Origin of the sequence: Psychrobacter pacificensis, from assembly GCF_018336615.1 — a bacterium.
GTDB classification, from domain to species: domain Bacteria; phylum Pseudomonadota; class Gammaproteobacteria; order Pseudomonadales; family Moraxellaceae; genus Psychrobacter; species Psychrobacter pacificensis.
Genome location: NZ_CP048752.1, coordinates 1,678,723 through 1,698,015, shown reverse-complemented (window position 1 = coordinate 1,698,015; position 19,293 = coordinate 1,678,723). Strand labels below are relative to the sequence as shown.

Here is a 19,293-nt window from a genome sequence, read left to right as displayed (position 1 = left end):
GATAACCTCCAAGGATAAACCATGCAGCCTGATCAATTGACAGCATCAAACCTATCGCCATTAACGCCAGCTTATGACAGTATTCTGGCGTTGGCACCTTATCAGACAGGTAAACCAATTGAAGAGCTGACGCGCGAATATGGTGTCTCAGATGTGGTGAAGCTGGCCAGCAATGAGAACCCGATGGGGTGCTCACCGCGAGTGACACTAGCCATCACTGAGCAACTGGGTCAATTATCACGTTATCCTGATGGCAATGGTTATTATCTGAAGCAAGCGTTGGCTGACTTTAATGATGTCAAGGTCGAGCAGATCACGCTTGGCAATGGCTCTGATGATTTGCTCGATATTTTGGCACGCAGTTTTGTGGGTGCTGATGATGCTATCGTCTATAGTCAGTATGCGTTTGTGGTCTACTCTATGCTGGCAAAGATGCAAGGCGCGATGGATGTTGAGGTGCCTGCTCAACGGTTTGGTCATGACCTAAAAGCCATGAGCCAAGCAGTCCAAGATAATCCCAATACCAAAATCGTCTTTATTGCCAATCCCAACAATCCAACGGGCACGCAGTTAGAGCAAAAAGAGCTGCGCCAGTTCGTTGCCAGTGTGCCAAGCTCAGTCTTGGTGGTACTAGATGAAGCTTATATCGAGTATAGCCCTGAGAGTAACAACCGCGCATTGTTAGATGAGTTTGATAATGTCATCATTGTGCGTACGTTTTCTAAAGCTTATGGGCTGGCAGGTTTACGTGTGGGCTATGCCTTAAGCTCAGTAGCTGTTGCAGAGTTATTGAACCGAATTCGTCAGCCATTCAATGTCAGCCGTGTAGGCCTAGCTGCTGCCGCTGCAGCACTTGCTGATCAAGATTTTATCGAAAAAACGCACCAGATGAATGATGAGCAAATGCGTTGGTTAGAAAAGCAGTTTGATACATTGGGATTGGGTTTTGTGAAGTCGCATGCCAATTTTATTATGGTGGAAGTGCAGGTTGAGATGGAAGATATAACTGCCGCTTCAATCCATCAAGCACTCCTTGAGCAAGGCGTTATTGTTCGGCCATTGGGCGCTTATGGGCTGCCAAACTGGTTACGCATTACGGTAGGTGTGGCTGAGGACAATTTACGTTTGATTGATACTTTGCGTTCTATTCTCAGTGAAGACTAGAGCATGTCCCCAATTCAAACGTTTATCACCATTTTTAAAATAGGGACATGTCCTCATCACATCCATCGATATGTTTTGATCAAAGGTATTATTTAGTAAGAAGTGATCTTAACTAGCCATTAACTTATATAACGCTGGGATTTACCGAAATTTATCCGAGCGCGTTCAACGAGAAAAGCCGTGAGTCGTCAGAAAAAAAACAATCTTCAGCCCTCTTTAAATATGCATCGACCTATATTCGAACAAGTTTGTGTGATTGGACTTGGGCTCATTGGTGCTAGCTTCGCGCAAGCTATTGAAGATAATGGCTTAAGTGAGCGTCTTGTCGCAGTCGATAGTCATGCACCAAGTATTACAGAAGCTATCGAGCATGGTCTGCTTGATGCTGGTAGTGCAAACCTACAAGACGTCATAAGCGGTAGTGATTTAATCATCATTGCAGTGCCTGTACAGGCAGTACAAGCAGTGTTTGTAGATATCAAACAGGCAATGGATAACGGACAGCTTGCCGCTGACTGTATCTTAACCGATGTTTGTAGTACCAAAGTCAATATCATTGACGCGGCCAAAGCGGTGTTTGGTTCGTTGCCGGTAGGTCTAGTGCCAGCGCATCCAATTGCTGGGGCTGAAAATTCAGGGTATCATGCCAGACGCGCCAGTTTATTTGTCAATCATAGTGTCATCATCTGTGAGCTAGCTACCACAAGCAATGTCGCGATTACTAAGTTGCGACTATTGTGGGAATCAGTGGGTGCAAATGTCATATCGATGGATGCAGGTCACCATGATCGTATATTGGCGCATACCAGCCATTTGCCGCATCTGCTTGCCTTTAACTTGGTTGAGCAATTAGCAAGCCACGATGATAATTTAGATATGTTTCGTTATGCTGCCGGTGGGTTCCGCGATTTTACGCGTATCGCCGCAAGCGACCCCAAAATGTGGCATGATATATTTTTTGCCAATCAAAGCGCCATTGTGAGCGCCCTTGATGAGTATGGTGTCTATCTGCAAACCATGCGCCAGCTCATCATTGATAAAGATTCAACCGCCCTGATGGGACTTTTGGGCCGCGCGCAAGCCGCACGGCGACATTTTGGCCATATGTTAGCCAGCACCCCTTATACGGATACTTCTGCCATGTCAGCTTCTTATAATATTACCCCTAGCAATACTGTCTCTGGCACCATTGCCATTCCTGGTGACAAATCTATCTCGCATCGCAGCATCATGCTTGGCAGTCTTGCCACAGGCGTAACCCACGTTACTGGATTCTTGGAAGGGGAAGATGCCCTTGCAACGCTGCAAGCATTTCGGGATATGGGTGTGACCATCGAAGGCCCTGATAATGGTAATTTGACCATTCATGGTGTCGGTATGAATGGCCTAAAGCCTAGCAAAACGCCTTTGTATATGGGTAACTCGGGCACGAGCATGCGCCTGCTATCTGGTATCTTGGCGGCGCAATCGTTTGATAGCGTATTAACGGGTGATACTAGCCTAAACAAACGCCCGATGGAGCGTGTGGCTGCACCGTTACGCACGATGGGTGCCGTCATCCAAAGTACGGGTCATAGTGGTACGGCACCGCTTAGCATTACGGGTCGTGATACCGCTGGTAAGCCATTGCAAGGCACCGAATATGATATGCCAGTGGCGTCAGCACAAGTAAAATCTTGCTTGCTGCTAGCAGGTCTATGGGCCGAGGGTACGACAACGGTCACTCAGCCTGAGATCAGCCGTGACCATACCGAGCGTATGCTATCAGCCTTTGGTTATCCAGTAATTGTAGAAGGCAACCGTATCAGTGTCACCGGTGGCGGCATACTAACAGGTGGCGATATTGCGGTTCCTGCTGATATCTCATCTGCGGCGTTTTTTATGGTGGCCGCTGCTATTAGCCAAAATAGTGAGTTGACCTTGACGCAAGTCGGTATCAATCCTACGCGTACTGGCGTTATTGATATTCTAAAATTAATGAATGCAGATATTAGCCTAAGCAATGAGGCCCATGTTGGCGGCGAGCCAGTGGCTGATATTACCATTCGCAGCTCAAACTTGGTCGGTATTGAGATACCAGAGCATCTCGTACCACTAGCGATTGATGAGTTCCCTGTACTGTTTGTCGCGGCTAGCTGTGCCAAAGGGCGTACCGTCTTGACTGGTGCTAAAGAGTTACGCGTCAAAGAGTCGGATCGTATTGCGGTGATGGCAGAGGGCTTACAGACGCTTGGCATCGATTGTACCGTCACTGATGATGGGCTGATTATTGAAGGCAAAGGCACTGCTACTGAGAACGGCGATATAAATAATAGCCAGCCTGTTTTTGGTGGTGGTCACATTGTCTCGCATCATGATCACCGTATTGCGATGAGTTTCTCTGTTGCGAGTCTGCGTGCATCTGAGCAGATCACCATTGAGGGGGTTGAGACGGTCAATACCAGCTTCCCAGGTTTTGCTGAGCTGGCTAACCAAATCGGTATGTCTATTCAAGTGGATACTGATGCTGAATAAATGAGTGAGTACGGATCAACATTTTCCTATAATCATGCACTGTAAAGCATTCATAAAAAGCTCAATCTAATATCGTTAGCAATGTACTCATGTCACTATTGGCATGAGTATATTGCTTTTTATCTTATAATTTCACTGTAGTGACCCTGCGCTTTCACCACTAAATTGATAATAATAATCAGAATTAGGTGATGGTGCGCTTTGCTCTAAAAAGTTGTCCTGTATTATGACTACCCAAAATGTTGTCAAAAAACCTGTTGCCCCGATTACCACAACCAGACGCGGTATTATCACTGCCCTTGGTGCCTTTTTTATCTGGGGTGGTTTCCCTTTATACTTTAAGCAATTATCCAATTACGATGCAACAGAGATTATCGGGCACCGTATTGTTTGGACGTTTTTTTGCCTACTCATTGTATTGGTAGCGACCAAGCGTTGGGGGTGGATAGAGACGCTCAAACAAAACCCAAGATGGATCGCGTTGTCACTCGTCTCTGGGTTAATTATCGCAACCAACTGGCTGACTTATGTGTGGGCGGTCAATCATGATCGTATCCTTGAGGCCAGTTTGGGATACTTCATTGGGCCATTGGTAGGTGTTGGCTTATCGATGATTTTATTCAAAGAGCGCCTGCGCACGCTACAATGGGTAGCCATTGGCTTTGCACTACTGTCTGTGGTCATTCAAGTGGTGATGCTTGGTAGTCTGCCGTGGATATCATTGATTTTAGCATTCAGCTTTAGTATTTATGGCACCATTCAGCGGCAAACGCCATTGACTGCTGTCGATGCTATGTTTGTTGAAACGGCCATGCTAGTACCTTTATGTATTTGGTGGTTTTGGCAGTCAGATGTCGTCAGCCATCAGCTAAGCTTTTGGTTCAGCTCAAACATTTGGCTACTGATGCTCGCAGGGCCGATTACGTTGATACCGCTTTTATTATTTAATAAATCGACCAAGCTTGTGGCATATAGTATCTTAAGCTTTATGAATTATCTGACGCCGACCTTTATTTTCTTCTTAGCGGTATTTTATTACAATGAACCATTTGATCTACATCGTCTGGCAGTATTTGGTTTGATTTGGTTAGGGTTACTCTTATTTAGCATTGATCTGTGGCGACATCGTCCAAGTAAAGTATTAAAGGCTGAACGTCTCCGTGAAGAGGCTTTATAATCAGTTAATTAAAAAATCAAAAATACGCACAAAAAATTAGCAAACAAGGATGGAAGCATGTTTCATACCCAGTCTGATGTGGTATTTATAAAAGGTCTAAAGGTTGAGGCGGTCATTGGTGTGTTTGATTGGGAGCGCGCCATTACTCAGCCGTTACTGATCGATATCGCACTTGAAACGGATATTAGCCGTGCCGCTGTGTCCGATGATGTCAGCGATGCGCTAAGCTATAAAGAAGTATGCGATGATGTGAGCGTGTGGTGCCAAGCCATTCAAGCAAAGCTGCTTGAGCATTTGGCTGGTCAAATATCTGATAAGCTATTTGCAAAATATGACTGCCAAAAAATCACGTTGAGCATTGCCAAGCCGACTGCTATTGCCCAAGCAGATGCGGTAGGGGTACAAATAACACGTTATGCGCCAGCATCAACCAATGAGCCAGCTACTAAAGACGTTACCAAAGAAGTTAATGACAGCCAAGCCGATGATGCATAAAACGTCGATGGAGTTGAATGTGGCAACGCTAACACAATGCGCACCTGAGATTCTGCAAGCGCAGACCGTGGTAGAGGTGGTATTAGCGCTGGGTAGTAACTATCAAGCCGAAAAATATCTACCGATTGCTCGAGAGAGTTTGGCAGCGCTGGGTGAGGTGCGACTATCTACGGCTTTTCAAAACCCTGATTTTACTGCAACCTTGGAACAGCCAAAGCCTGATTATACCAATCAATGTGTCCATTTAGCACTGAATACACCGATGAGTTTGCAGCAACTACAGCAAACCTTTAAAGCGCTTGAGGGGAACTGTAATAGACGTCGACAGACTGAGCCAAAGCAAGTGCGACGAGTGACAATGGACATTGATATTTTGATGATTAAATTGGCTACTATAGAAAATAGCCTAAGCAAATATTCGACATGTAAATCAAAATCTGATTGGATTGTAATGGCGAATCGTTATCCCTTTAAAGCACATGAAGTTGTAGGGATTGAAGAGTTGACTGCATTTACTGATTAGCTGTTTGAATAGCGTTTTGAGAAAAAATTAATAATAAATAATAAATAGACAGTTAGTGGGGTGACTTATTTTAACTCACACTGATAACATCTGATATTTTTGCAGTAGATAAGACTAAGGGGCGTACAATGTATTGTACGCCCCCTGGTTTTATTTGTTTTACTGAAACTCTCGTATTCACTTCTGCTCGTTATCTGCTGCATCGATATCAGCACGACCAATCACATCTAAATCCTCTAGGCACAGCTTATCGTATTTCTTTTTACAAAAATTAGGATCGATATCACACATCGCTGACTGCAACTGATCGAGACGATTCTCTGATTGTTGAATGTGTTCGAGCATTTTAGCAAATGCTTCTGCGACAGGGTCTTGCGAATAGGGATCGATACCGTAGGCGCGAAAGGTATTGGTGCGTTTTGCAGTAGAGGTGGTGTCAGCTGCTTGATCCTTAACGCTCTCGCCAGCTTGCGCGACTTTTTCTTGTTGCTTGGCATCTTGTACTTTTGTCGCGATGGGATTGCCTTTTTCATCGTGATGATCTGAGATCATACGAGCAGCACTGCCAACCATCGTAGCGCCTGCTGGTACTGGTTTGACTACCACTGCATTCGAGCCGATTTTGGCATTTTTACCGACGGTAAATGGCCCCAAAACTTTGGCGCCAGCACCAACGGTCACACCATCTTCTAGCGTTGGATGGCGTTTCCCATTATTCCATGACACCCCGCCTAAAGTCACACCATGATATAGAGTGACGTCATTGCCAATTTCGGCCGTTTCTCCTATCACAACACCAACACCATGATCGATAAAGAAACGCTTGCCAATCTTGGCAGCAGGGTGAATCTCAATACCTGTAATAATACGCGAGCCATATGAGATGACGCGAGCCGCCAGTTTCTGTTCATGATTCCACAGACAGTGCGCGCCGCGATGTAGAATGAGCGCATGGATACCTGGGTAGGTTAGGATGACTTCCAGACTATTGCGCGCTGCAGGATCACGGTTAAATACCGCATCGACATCTTCTTTAAGCTCTTTTTTGATGCTGGCAAGTGTTTTGAACAATTTGGCTGGCACTGACATAAAATGTCCTATCTATTCGTCGGTAAAGTAGCGTTGCTAAAGTAGCAATGTCTTTATTTTATGGTCATGATGGTTAAATAATGATGAGAGTATATTGTTGCTCATTTTTCTAAGTTATAACAGCTTTGTACCGCAAAATATAGTAAAAAGCTGTCAAATGAAAGCGAGCTGATAAACAATGACTTGTTTTAGTCTTTGGATAGTTTTGCAATCAAAGCACTTAATAGCTGATACTCTTTTTGATCAAGCTGTAGGCGTGACCCAAGTCTAGACAAGCGTGATGGCAATGACTTTAGATGTTCGCTATTTGCCAGACCGCGCTGTACCATAAGGTCAGTAGTACGCTGAGTGAGCTGTTGCAGCTGCTGCTGATTAATAGCAGGCTCATCCCATTGCTGACGCAAATTCACGTTGATTGTCGATTGGGAGTCGTTGTTCTCGTCTAAACTGTCCGCTGTCTGAGTATGCGTTTGAGCATAAGCAAAAATAAAGCTGGCAATGACCTGCACTGCTGAGGCGACATTTAGTACAGGGTAAGCAGGATTGGCGTCGATTTGAATGTGATAATCAGCATAAGCCAACTCTTCATTGGTCAACCCGCGATCTTCACGCCCAAATAATATAGCGATATTTGGTTTGCTAGAAACAGCGTCTGATGAGGTGTCAACGTTATTATCATTTGCACTTAAAGCCGACTGTGTATCAATAAAATCAAACATAATCTTAGCGGCTTGCGTGGGTGTCACAACAGGGCGCGGCATATGACGACTGCGGCTGCTGGCTGCAAATACCAGCTGACAGTCGGCAATGGCAGACTCTAGAGTAGGTGCGATCACAGCAGATGACAGCAGCTCACTACCACCTGCCGCATGAGAGACACTGGTCTCATCAATTGGCAATTTGGGGTCGACAACGGTCAAACGGGACAAGCCCATTGTATGCATGGCGCGTGCGGCTGAGCCGATATTGGCAGGCAACGTCGTATTGACCATGATGACTTGTAAGCAGTCGAGGTAGTCATTCACTGTACGGGCTTGCTCAGTAGATGATAAAGAGTCGTTACTCATTATTGCCCCAATCTTTGATAGATTTCTTGTTCAGCACGTTGTAATGCGGCGGCAATCTCTTCAATAAGATCAGCTTGTTCACTAATGTGGCGCTCACGGCAGCATTCTTGTAGTTGGCTGCTAAGACGAACCAGCTGAGTCGTACCCAAATTGGCACTTGCGCCTTTTAGGGCATGAGCGGTCTCAAAGCCATTGGCGTTATCATCTTCTTGCTGAGCGATTCGCAGTGCTGCAACGCGTTTTTGACTGTCATTGAGGTACACTTGTATCAGCTCGACAAAATCTTCTTCTAGCAAGTCACGCATGTCTTCGAACTGTTCGTGATTGATAATCTCTTCATCAGTCTGACCAGTCATATTATTATTCGTCATGTCAGTCATGGCTTTTATCCAATTGTTAAAAGTTAAAGCAGTCAAATTACTATAGTAAATTTTTGGTTGGATTGTGCATTTTAGCTGTAATGAAAGTGTAAGTTATCTTCACTAACTAACGTCTTCAGTTGTTGCAAGTTATCATCGTTCGGGTAAACCCGCCAATGTTCGGATAGTCCCACGTTTGCGATACCATAAACGTCATACACGCTCAAACCAAGTGGCAAGCAGTTATCATTGATAGAAGTATCTGTATTACTGAGCGCATTGTTTGCATAACTTTGGGGCATGCTATTTTGATTAAATGCGTCATGGTTCATATCGTTCTCTAGAGCCAATAAGTCATTGCCATTTTCATCATACAAACTGCCGCCCATGGCAGGGTCGTAAGTGTTACTACCACTATTGCCTGGCTCATCTTGCTCTTGATTATAAGCCAAGCGTGGCTCAGGTATGATATCAGCCTGTGCAGATTTGAGTAATGGTTGCAAGCGTGTGAGTAGGTCGATATCGCTACCATGGACTTTGATACTGATTTTTTTGAGCCAACGCAGGCGCGCATCGACCATGCTCATGGCACTATCAAGACGCGCAAACAAGCGCCCATCACGCTCACGAATACTGCCTTTGATAATGACGACTTCATCGATTTTCAATTGCTCTTTGACACGGTTGAAACGCTCAGCATAGCAGCTGACTTCTAATCTTGAGGTGCCATCATCTAAAGTAATCACATTACGATTACCAAAGTTAGCGATGTCTATAATGAGTCCTGCAAAATAGCAACTACCGTTATAACCAGTATCTGTCAATTTATTGAGGCGCGTGCCTGAGGTGTAACGTTTTAACTCATCTAAATATTCATTAATTGGATGACCCGTTAAGTACAACCCTAAGGTGTTCTTTTCCGCCTTTAGGCGGTGCTTATCACCCCAGATCAGCTCTGGCGTCATCACGAGTGGCGGCGCTGCAACAACACCGTCCATTTCGCCAAACAGATCCATCATGCCAAGCTCGTTATTTTGACGATCTTGCTCAGCCGCTTGCACCGCGCTTGGCAGTTGGCTCATCAAGGCACCGCGAATCTCGTAAGCTTCGTCGGCTGGTAAGTCGGGTCGTAGCGTCGCAGCAAAGTCATCAAAACAGCCAGCACTGACCAATGCTTCGAGAGTACGCTTATTAACTTTTTTGATGTCCACACGGCGGCAAAAATCATATAAGTCTTTGAATGGTCCATCCGTTCGACGAGCATTAACGATGGACTCGACAGCCCCTTCACCTACGCCTTTAATCGCGCCCAATCCATAAATGATATTGGTTGGAGTGTCTGCGACAAAGTGCCACTCGCTGCGATTGACTGACGGATTGACCACAGTCAAATCAAAGTTTTCACGGCAATCATTGATAAAGAACACCACATTGTCGGTGTTGTTCATATCGGAGGTTAATACTGCCGCCATAAATTCAGCAGGATAGTACTGCTTGAGATAAGCCGTCTGATAGGCAAGTACCCCATAAGCCGCAGAATGCGAGCGGTTAAAACCATAACCTGCAAACTTTTCCATCAAATCAAACACACCGCCTGACGTGACTTCATCGATGCCTTGTGAAGTTGCACCAGTGACAAAGATATCGCGCTGCTTTGCCATCTCTTCAGGTTTTTTCTTACCCATGGCGCGGCGCAGCATATCAGCACCGCCCAAACTATAACCTGCCATCACCTGTGAGATTTGCATCACCTGTTCTTGATAGACGATAACGCCATTGGTATTCTCTAAAATCGGCTCAAGATTGGGATGGTCATAAATGACCTCTTCACGACCGTGCTTACGGTCGATATACATCTCTACCATGCCGGCATCAAGCGGGCCGGGACGATAGAGCGCACACATGGCGATGACGTCCTCGATATTGGTCGGCTGCAGTTTGGCCAGATACTTTTTCATGCCCATACTTTCTAGCTGAAAGACGGCGGTGGTTTTGGCATCTTGTAGCAGCTTATAGGCTTTGACATCATCTAACGGCAAATCTTCCAATACCAATGCGGGTACATTTTCTTTGGCACGGCGCAAGTTGATGTTCTCAACCGCTGCGTTGATGACCGTTAAGTTACGTAGACCCAAAAAGTCAAACTTCACTAGTCCTACGGCTTCGACATCGTCTTTATCAAACTGGCTGACACGGTGACCCTCATCGTCACAATAAATGGCGCTAAAGTCTGTGATTTTGTGCGGCGCAATCAATACACCACCAGCATGTTTACCGACGTTTCGGCAGACACCTTCGAGCTTGACTGCCATCTCCCAAATCTCAATGGCATCTTCATAATCCATGTTGTCAGGGTTAGAGATCAAGTCTTTGAGCTGTGGTTCTTGCTCTAGCGCTTGGCTGAGGGTGATACCGGGTGTTTTGGGAATGAGCTTGGATATTTTATTGGCCAAGAAGTACGATTTACTTTGGACGCGTGCCACATCGCGCACCACCGCTTTTGCCGCCATGGTACCAAAAGTGATGATCTGTGAAACGGCATCACGACCATAGGTTTGCGCCACATAGTCAATCACGCGATCGCGCCCTTCGATACAAAAGTCGATATCGAAATCGGGCATCGATACCCGCTCAGGGTTTAAGAAGCGCTCGAATAGTAGATCGTAATGAATCGGATCAAGGTCGGTAATATTGAGCGCGTAGGCGACCAATGAACCTGCACCAGAACCACGTCCAGGGCCTACTGGCACGCCATTGGCTTTCGCCCAGCGGATAAAGTCCATGACGATAAGGAAGTAACCCGGGAAACCCATTGATAGGATAATATCCAGCTCGTAGGCGAGACGCTCGTCATATCTTTGACGGAAATCGCTCCAATTGTCCGTACGGGCCTCAACAGGGAAAAGCTTATCTAAGCGCTCTTCCAGACCGCGCTTTGACTCTGCCCGAAAAAACGATTCAATCGTCTCGCCTTCAGGGACAGGGAAGTCGGGCAGTACGTTAATGCCCAGCGTTAAAGTCACATTACAGCGAGTCGCCAAGCGTAAGGTGTTGTCAACCACCTGCGGAATATCGGCAAACAGCTGCGCCATTTGCTCTTGGGTTTTTAGATACTGCTCATCAGAATAATTCCGCGGACGGTTAGGGTCAGCCAGTACGTACGAGCCTGCGATACACACGCGGGCTTCATGCGCATCAAAATCCTCTTGCGCCAAAAAACGTACGTCATTATGCGCAATGATGGGGATGTTGTGTTTGGCACCTGAGTGAATGGCTGCTCTAATAAAAGCGTCCTCGCCTGAGCGATTGGTACGCTTGATGGCAAAGTATAAACGATCGCCAAATTGCGCTTGCCACTCGGTGAGCAGCTCATCGGCTTTTTCTGGCATAGAGCCAACCAGTGCTTGGCCTACGTCTGACTTTTCGGTGAGTAGGACAATGACGCCTGCTGCATGTTCTAGAATATGACTGCGTTTAATCACAGGTGTGCCATGATTGACAGGGTCAGCGCGACCTTCGGTAAACCCAAGCGACACGATACGGGTAATGTTTTGATAGCCTTCGTTATTCATCGCAAGTAGGGTGAGGCGTGTGTCTTCATTATCCATGATGACTTCGCTGCCGATAATGGGCTTGATACCCGCGCCTAGGCAAGCACGATAAAACTTCACCGTGGCATATAAATTGGACAAATCAGTCAAAGCCAGCGCCCGCTGATTGTCAGCTGCCGCCGCTTTCACGAGTGGCTTGATGCGCACGATAGAATCGGTGATGGAATATTCGCTGTGGATACCAAGGTGTACAAATGCCATAGAAGACTCTTACTAGTACGATCAAAAGAAATAAGCTAGCGATAAAATACAGGATGATTATCAATCATTTGTAGTGTTATCGAGAGGTGGTTAAGACCTCGGTAGCCATGTTGATACGCTTTAAATGGGGTCGTTAATAATAGCATTATTTGCGGCATGCAGCCACTGATTGCAAGGGTTTAATCTGAGGGATGTGAATTATCATGTCAATTTAATTACGTAAGAAATGATATAAAAAACCCTCAACACGGTAAAGTGCGGAGGGCTATATAATTGATAAGTAATGACAATTTAACTTAGTACCCAACCACCGCTGCATCCACAATACGGGGATCAGAAGATCCATACAGGCCGTTTGGTGTGAGCATAATCGACTGCGTGGAGCCCATGGCGGACTTTGGACTGACCGTGTGCCCCATAGATTCAAGCTTTTTGACCGTATCGACATTGAGCGCTTTTTCAATCCGAATCTCATCAGGGAGCCACTGATCATGAATACGCGGTGCGTGAGTTGCCTCAGCGATATTCATATCATGGTCGATGACGTTAGAGATAATCTGGGTGACAGTCGTGATGATACGACTGCCCCCTGGGCTGCCCGTAACGATATACGGTTTGTTGTCTTTAAATACCAGCGTTGGACTCATCGAGGAGAGCGGACGCTTATTGGCTTCAACAGCATTGGCGTCACCACCAATCAATCCGTAACCATTGGGTACACCCGGCTTGGCAGAAAAATCATCCATTTCGTTATTTAACAAGATACCTGTGCCGTCAGCCACGAGACCAGTGCCATAAGAGAAGTTCAACGTATAGGTGTTGGCGATGGCATTGCCGTCTTTATCAACAATAGAGAAATGCGTGGTTTGATCGCTCTCATAAGGGAGCGGGTTGTTGGCTTTGATGGTCGCGGCTGGCGTGGCTTTATTGGGGTCAATCAGTGTACGCAGGTTATCCGCATAGGCTTGTGACGTTAGGCCGCTAGCAGGTACGTCGATAAAGTCAGAATCCCCTAGGTACTCAGCACGATCTGCATAAGCCAGTTGCATCGCTTCCGCCATCAAATGAATGGTCTGTGCGCTGTTTTGACCATAGTCCCCCAGTGGATAGCCTTCTAAGATATTTAATATTTCGATAATGTGAATACCACCAGAGGAGGGCGGTGGCATAGAGACAATCTCATAACCACGGTAATCGCCTTTGACAGGCACGCGGGCGATGGCTTCGTAATCGGCTAAATCCTGCAAGCTCATGCTACCGCCTGCTTCATTGACGGCTTTTACGATGTCACGCGCGGTTTTCCCTTTATAAAATCCGTCTGCGCCTTGTACCGCGATTCGCTTTAGCGAGCGGGCAAGCTCAGGCTGCTTTAATCGCTCACCCGGTTGATAAGCGCTGCCATCAGGCTTGAAAAATACCTTTTTGGTGCTCGGCCATTTTTGCAAGCGATCACTCAAAGCAGTAAGCGATTCGGATAAGCCTGCGGTAACCTCTATACCGTCTTCTGCCAATGCGATCGCTGGTGCCATGACTTGCTCGCGGCTCATGGTGCCATGCTCTTCTAATGCTTTTAGTAGCCCTGCGACTGTCCCCGGCACCCCAACGGCTAAGCCATGATAACGAGATAAGTCACTGACTGCGTTGCCCTCATCGTCGAGATACATATCACGAGAGGCGCTACTTGGTGCTTTTTCACGGTAATCAAGCGCAACCGTTTTGTCTTGCTTGGCATCATAAATCATCATAAAACCGCCACCACCGATATTACCAGCACGTGGCAAGGTCACAGCAAGGGCAAAGCCAACCGCAACCCCAGCATCTACCGCATTACCACCGTCTTTCAAAATCTGTAAACCGATGTCAGAGGCCAGCGCTTCTTGGGTGGCGACCATGCCATTTTTTGCCCATACTGGATGATGAATGGCATCTTCAGAGTAGATAGCCTGATCGCTATTGGCATTGTTTGAGGTGGTTGTGAGAGTAGTGGTTTTTGCCCGTGTGATGCGTTTGGTTTCAGATACGACGGTTGGGTTGTCCCTCATAATGGCTAGATTGATGGCATTGGTATCAATCGAGGTGTTATTGACCGTGGGGCTATTGGCTGAAACGGTTGGCTCTAGTGCATGGGCTGAGACAGATAGTAGTAGCGCACTCGTAATAAGGGCTGCGCTAGATTTTAATTGGTTATGAGTCTTGGGTTTTTTTTGCTTATCATAAGAGAGTGGCTGTGACATCGCAAAGTCCTTTTTGGGCAAGTAGAAAAAACAGGGTATCAAATAAATACACTTAAATAGTAACGAAAATATCAAATAGTAGAAAGTTGTTTATCATATTTTGTCATTTGAGTTTTTATATGATGTGCAGTATGAGTGGTCTTCTATCGATATATACATAATTAGTGTCATGTAAATTGTGCAGAGAAGCTCACTAGCCAGTGAAGATTTTCTTTAAAAATAAGTCTTAATATTACTAAATTGTAACGTCTTGTGATATAAAGTACAGTACTAATGTACATCCGTTAACGACTGGCTATAAAGAGATTTTTATGTCATCAAACCATGTTAATAACCGTAATCGACAGTGCCACTCTGAGATGGCGAGTAATTATTTGCCTATCATCAACAATAAAAATAATAATGGTCATGTATCTCAAACAAGCAAATTAACCTCTATCGCTTTGCTAGTTGGTAGTGCGTCGCTTGTGCTTACAGGTTGTCAATCAAATCCGACTGCCTCAACGGATGTGGCAGCCTCCAGTACCCTTATGGATTTTAGCACTGCAAATCCTGCTCAGAGCCAACGTCAAGGTCACGCTTTTACGGCTAGTCAAGAGGCCCAAGCTGAGCGTTACGCGCAACTGTTTAATCAAGAAAAATATCCCAACACTGAGCACCAAGCCAAGGCGCATTTATTGGCAGCGATTCGCCAGCATTTGGCAACAGAGCATGTGGCCGTCGCGCAAGCCAATTACCAAGCAGTACCATTTATCGATGCCGATAGTATTGATGCAGGCTCAAGCAGCTTACTCAGAACGATTATAGAGACCTATGCCTATCAGCCTAAGGGAATGTACGATAGTAGCGATGATGAAGCGCAAGCTGAGGCTAGAGCAGAATTAGCAGCGGTAGGTGTAGAGTCGAATAAATGCAATGAAAACGAAGATGATGACGCTTATGAAGTCTGTGTGGTAGAGGGTATTAACTACGATTATGATGATGCGAAAGATTCGATAGAGTCCGACTATCCTAGTGACTATTATAAGTCTAGAGCAGAAGCTGAAGCAGAAAGAAAGGCCATTGCTGCTATATTGTCTGAAGCAGGGGAGAATGAGCCGACGAGCAGTGATGCTAGCAGCGATAACGAGTATGCCTACGATGCAGCAGATGATTACAGTAGTGACGACTATAATAATTATGATGAATACAGTAACGGTGGTGAAGGCATTCTCTCCGGCATGTCAGGGTTAAACCCGAAAACAATGGCTGCAAAATATGAAGCCATGCAAATGGATAAGCAGCGTGCTAAGACAGAGCCGACCAGTCGCGATGAGATAACATCCTCTACTGGCGTGATCGGTAGTATATTGACAATGTTCCATCGTACTCCTGAACAAATCGCTGCTACCAACGCCTATCAATATCAGCATTTGACGTTCAATAGCGTCAGTCAGTACAACCCAAAACAGCGGCAATTACAAAGCGTCTATAGCTACGACTATGCCACGCCAACCATCAGCTCATCTATACAGATACCAGTGGCATTTGATTTTAACAACAGCAGTGTCACGCTTGATCCATCGGCAATCATGCCAATCGTTGCGCTCGTCAATCCTGAGAACACCCCGCTGCCGTCGCAGATGGCCTCACATACGGTCAGCTTTGGTTTGCCTGACAGTATCACGGCGCAGTTGCCACCAGCAGTGCTTTATGATGCGGTGCTAAATGCCATACAGAGCAGCATGGCAGAATTGGCACCTGAGCATTTTAGCGCCGTAGACATCAGTGGTGATGCGTTTGCCAAAGAAGTTGGCGCGACTCGAGTAGTAAAAGTTTATTTTGGCAGTCAGCAAAGTGGTGAAATGATTGGTAAGACTCTGAAATATGTGACCAAGTCGTTGCAAGAGTATGTGGATGCCAACCCAGAAAAATATCCTAATGGAGCCATGCTAAAAGCCGCGCTTGCCAAAGCACAGCTATACAACAAAGGCTACCAAAGTGCGGATGTGGGTTCGCTACTACAGCTGATCGAAGCCATTGGCCCTATCTCTTTTAATCAGATTAATTACTATTATTTAGATAACTCAGATCGCCTGCTTGCCAAGCAGCAGCGCGTCAATATCGGTGGTGATTTACTTGGCTCTACGACGACCATGCTCAATCAAGTCCGCTATGATAAAGCCAGCTTTGACCACCATGCCCTAACGCCACTATTGGCAGAGTCATTTGGCTCAAATGCCGCAGCGCCTATCGATGGCAATGCATGGATAGCAGCACAGCGCCAGAAAAAAGACAGACTACAAACGGCACGCTATGCGCGTTACGATTATGAGGATGGCAGCTTAGAGACTGATTATAGTAGTGACGAATATGACAATCGTTATGATGCAGAATCAATTGATGAGAGCCGTATTGGCGATGCTAAAGATGATAATGAAAAATAGAGACGACGTCGCATTATCTTATCGCATTTACGCATATGTCTATTAAGGATAAAAAATGAAAACAGCACATCAAACGCTTACACTACGTCTGTCATCTATGATAAAAAATCACTTATTATTGACCAGTGTTTTTCTATCAGGGGCGCTTTTGCTAACTGGTTGCCAAACGACCAATGTGAACCCTTCAAATACGCTGGCGACAAACCCGTCACCCAGCACCGCCAAAAAAACATTGGCCAGCGCATTACAAAAACAGCGCCGCCAATCGTTCAGCTACCATAGTAATATTGAGATCAGTAACCATCAGCAGCGTACGGCGACATCTGGCACACAAATAGTGGCATCAGATTATGTGGATGCACATTGCGAAGAGACACATGACCAAGCCTATGCGGCATTGATCATGCAGGCAGAAAAACAAAACAAAGATATTTTAGCCACCGATTATGATGACAAGCGCGATGCTCTTAAACAGTCTTATTTTGAGTGCGTCGATGCTTATTATGCGTGGGAGGAGCACCAGTACGATAGCGATGTGACAGTGCCAGCAGGTTATCAAGCACTATTTGACAATTATGAAGACAAACCAAAGCCGCTAGATATAAAAAAAGCGCAACTGCTAGATGAGTATCTACTAAAACCGTTATCTATCAATGCTCAAGGCATCTATCAGCCCATGGCAGGCAGGGCGACGATGCTCGCCAGCGCCCAATATCTAGCACGCAATCATCATAGCAGTATCAATCAGCCCATCTACATCGACATGAAAAACGGTGATATCTACCTATGGGCAGATAACTTTGCGATGATAAACTCTGAGCTGTTAGACGATAAGCTTGGCGCCAAATGGCGAAACAAATGGTTAAAAATAGCCATTGATGATGGAACATTGCCAAAAGGATTCGGTAGAGAGGTGATAAAAAGCCACTTTGCTGCATCGGATCTGACTTATGAGGCGGCGCCTGTTAGCCAGTTCGATTATGTCGCGCCCAATACGCTTGCCGCGCTCTCGTCCAAGTTGCCGGCGCATCAGCTATCAGCAATGCTCTCAAGTGCCCAAATCATTCGCCGAGTACAAAGCTTTGAGAGTTATCAAGAGGACTATCAAAATTATCTGCAAATCTTCTACAAGCGCATTAGCCAAAAATATCCGGAGCTGGTAAAAGAAGCCGAGCCTATGACAGCCTTTGAGACGATTCAAAGCTCAAAGGAACTCACTAGTAAAGCGATGGTGCAAACAATACTGGCTATGATAAATGCTCAAATAAATGATGAAGATAAGACGGAATCTAAAGTCGCTGCAAACGCCACAGTAGAAGAGCTATATGGATTTGACAAACGTGGTCAGCTCAAATGGCAGCATCTGCACCGCCAATTAGATAACACTGGCAAAACTGCGCCAGATAAAAGTATGACAATAGATGTCTTGCAGCAGTATTCTGTTATTAATAGCAAAGACAAGGCATTCCCAAATCTACCACGTGAGGTTCAGACACCAAATGCGAGCAACAGTATTGATCTGCGAGACTATGCGTCAGAGTTGCTGGAATATTATCGTGACGGTAATGGCACAGCAGTGGGTAAAATGATATTTAACATGATGCCAATGGCGAAAGAACGTTTTGGGGCGACAGACTAACTGGAAGATAGCATCATTGAGTGTTAAGTAGGATACTGTCGTAAAAAAGCGCATCGTATAAACGGTGCGCTTTTTTTAATATGGCCATCACTTATGTTGTGACAGACTTTTTACATGCCTTGATGATGTGGCTTGTCATGGCCTTTACGATCTTTTGAGTGCTTACGATCTTTTTCTTGTCTTTCTGATTTGAGCTGTTCCATTTTTGCACGCTGCTCAGCGGTCAACACCTGAGAGATGGCATGCTGCGTTTGGACGCGCTCAATAAAGCGCTGTTTTGCTTTTGCCGCTTGCTGATCGGCCAAACGGTTTACCGCCGCGTTGTTCAACGTACTTGCATTGGTCAGTGCTTGTATTTGTTGTTCCATTTGTGCGCGTTCTGCCTGATGTTTTTCACGGTCAGCTACGCGGTCGCCATGTTTTTCTTGCATGATGGCTTTGATTTGCGCTTGCTGCGTCGCTGTGAGATTCAGTTTTGACATTGGACCTCTCATGGCGCCGTCTTTATGGTTCTTTTGCATTTGATTCATTGGCGCGGTATCAGAGGCTGCATTGACACTAGAACATGCTGTCACAGTAAATACGCTAGAAGCTGCTAATACTGAGCCCAATAATAATTTTTTCATGATGACATCCTTTAATTACAGTGAGTTTGGTTAAGTAAATACTAAAGTCGTATCTTGCAAGCATCGCATTCTAAGCGCTATTAATCGTTGTGATTGGTCGTCTTAAAAGTGCAGGTCTTGCGGTTGATAGAAGCTATCTTACGGCAGTTAAAGGTTACGAACATTTAT

13 protein-coding genes are annotated in these 19,293 nt (G+C 45.7%); 7 read left to right on the top strand and 6 right to left on the bottom strand.

Going from position 1 to position 19,293, the window contains the following annotated elements; all coding sequences use genetic code 11:
• The first annotated feature begins 21 nt into the window (after positions 1-21).
• The 5 genes from hisC (at position 22) to GYK50_RS07190 (ending at position 5,873) form a co-directional block, all read left to right on the top strand.
• Entirely contained in the window at positions 22-1,164 is a 1,143-nt protein-coding gene (gene hisC / locus GYK50_RS07210; RefSeq protein WP_071001480.1) for a histidinol-phosphate transaminase, read from the top strand.
• A 222-nt stretch (positions 1,165-1,386) separates the two neighbouring features.
• Positions 1,387-3,678 (top strand): bifunctional prephenate dehydrogenase/3-phosphoshikimate 1-carboxyvinyltransferase, encoded by a 2,292-nt coding sequence (locus tag GYK50_RS07205; RefSeq protein ID WP_071003592.1) that lies wholly within the window; start codon positions 1,387-1,389, stop codon positions 3,676-3,678.
• 226 nt (positions 3,679-3,904) lie between these two features.
• On the top strand, positions 3,905-4,855 hold the full coding sequence (rarD, locus tag GYK50_RS07200) for an EamA family transporter RarD (RefSeq protein ID WP_071001481.1): 951 nt from the start codon (positions 3,905-3,907) through the stop codon (positions 4,853-4,855).
• A gap of 57 nt (positions 4,856-4,912) precedes the next feature.
• Positions 4,913-5,350 (top strand): dihydroneopterin aldolase, encoded by a 438-nt coding sequence (gene folB / locus GYK50_RS07195; protein ID WP_071001482.1) that lies wholly within the window; start codon positions 4,913-4,915, stop codon positions 5,348-5,350.
• A complete protein-coding gene (locus GYK50_RS07190; protein WP_227517168.1) occupies positions 5,289-5,873 on the top strand; it encodes a 2-amino-4-hydroxy-6-hydroxymethyldihydropteridine diphosphokinase in 585 nt (194 codons plus the stop codon). The genes folB and GYK50_RS07190 overlap by 62 nt, the downstream gene beginning before the upstream one ends.
• Positions 5,874-6,050: 177 nt before the next feature.
• Here GYK50_RS07190 and cysE read toward each other — a convergent pair whose 3' ends face one another.
• From cysE to ggt, 5 genes are all read right to left on the bottom strand, one after another.
• The gene (gene cysE / locus GYK50_RS07185; RefSeq protein ID WP_071001483.1) at positions 6,051-6,962 is read right to left on the bottom strand and encodes a serine O-acetyltransferase; all 912 of its coding nucleotides are present in this window, start codon (positions 6,960-6,962) and stop codon (positions 6,051-6,053) included.
• A gap of 188 nt (positions 6,963-7,150) precedes the next feature.
• Positions 7,151-8,029 carry an RNA methyltransferase gene (locus GYK50_RS07180; protein WP_071001484.1) on the bottom strand — a complete coding sequence of 293 codons (879 nt, stop codon included), beginning with the start codon at positions 8,027-8,029 and terminating at the stop codon, positions 7,151-7,153.
• The gene (locus GYK50_RS07175) at positions 8,029-8,409 is read right to left on the bottom strand and encodes an Hpt domain-containing protein (protein WP_071001485.1); all 381 of its coding nucleotides are present in this window, start codon (positions 8,407-8,409) and stop codon (positions 8,029-8,031) included. The genes GYK50_RS07180 and GYK50_RS07175 overlap by 1 nt, the downstream gene beginning before the upstream one ends.
• A gap of 71 nt (positions 8,410-8,480) precedes the next feature.
• On the bottom strand, positions 8,481-12,200 hold the full coding sequence (gene dnaE / locus GYK50_RS07170) for a DNA polymerase III subunit alpha (RefSeq protein WP_071001486.1): 3,720 nt from the start codon (positions 12,198-12,200) through the stop codon (positions 8,481-8,483).
• A gap of 296 nt (positions 12,201-12,496) precedes the next feature.
• Positions 12,497-14,434: a gamma-glutamyltransferase gene (gene ggt / locus GYK50_RS07165; RefSeq protein ID WP_071001487.1), complete on the bottom strand. Its 1,938-nt coding sequence runs from the start codon at positions 14,432-14,434 to the stop codon at positions 12,497-12,499.
• Positions 14,435-14,745: 311 nt separating this feature from the next.
• On the opposite strand from ggt, the gene GYK50_RS07160 reads away from it, so the two are divergent.
• Positions 14,746-16,860: a hypothetical protein gene (locus GYK50_RS07160; RefSeq protein ID WP_071001488.1), complete on the top strand. Its 2,115-nt coding sequence runs from the start codon at positions 14,746-14,748 to the stop codon at positions 16,858-16,860.
• A gap of 55 nt (positions 16,861-16,915) precedes the next feature.
• Positions 16,916-18,499, top strand: coding sequence for a hypothetical protein (locus GYK50_RS07155; RefSeq protein ID WP_093069176.1), 1,584 nt, complete (start codon positions 16,916-16,918; stop codon positions 18,497-18,499).
• A 110-nt stretch (positions 18,500-18,609) separates the two neighbouring features.
• Here the strand turns inward: GYK50_RS07155 and GYK50_RS07150 are convergent, their stop codons facing one another.
• Positions 18,610-19,125 (bottom strand): Spy/CpxP family protein refolding chaperone, encoded by a 516-nt coding sequence (locus tag GYK50_RS07150; protein WP_071001490.1) that lies wholly within the window; start codon positions 19,123-19,125, stop codon positions 18,610-18,612.
• Between the last annotated feature and the right edge of the window lie 168 nt (positions 19,126-19,293).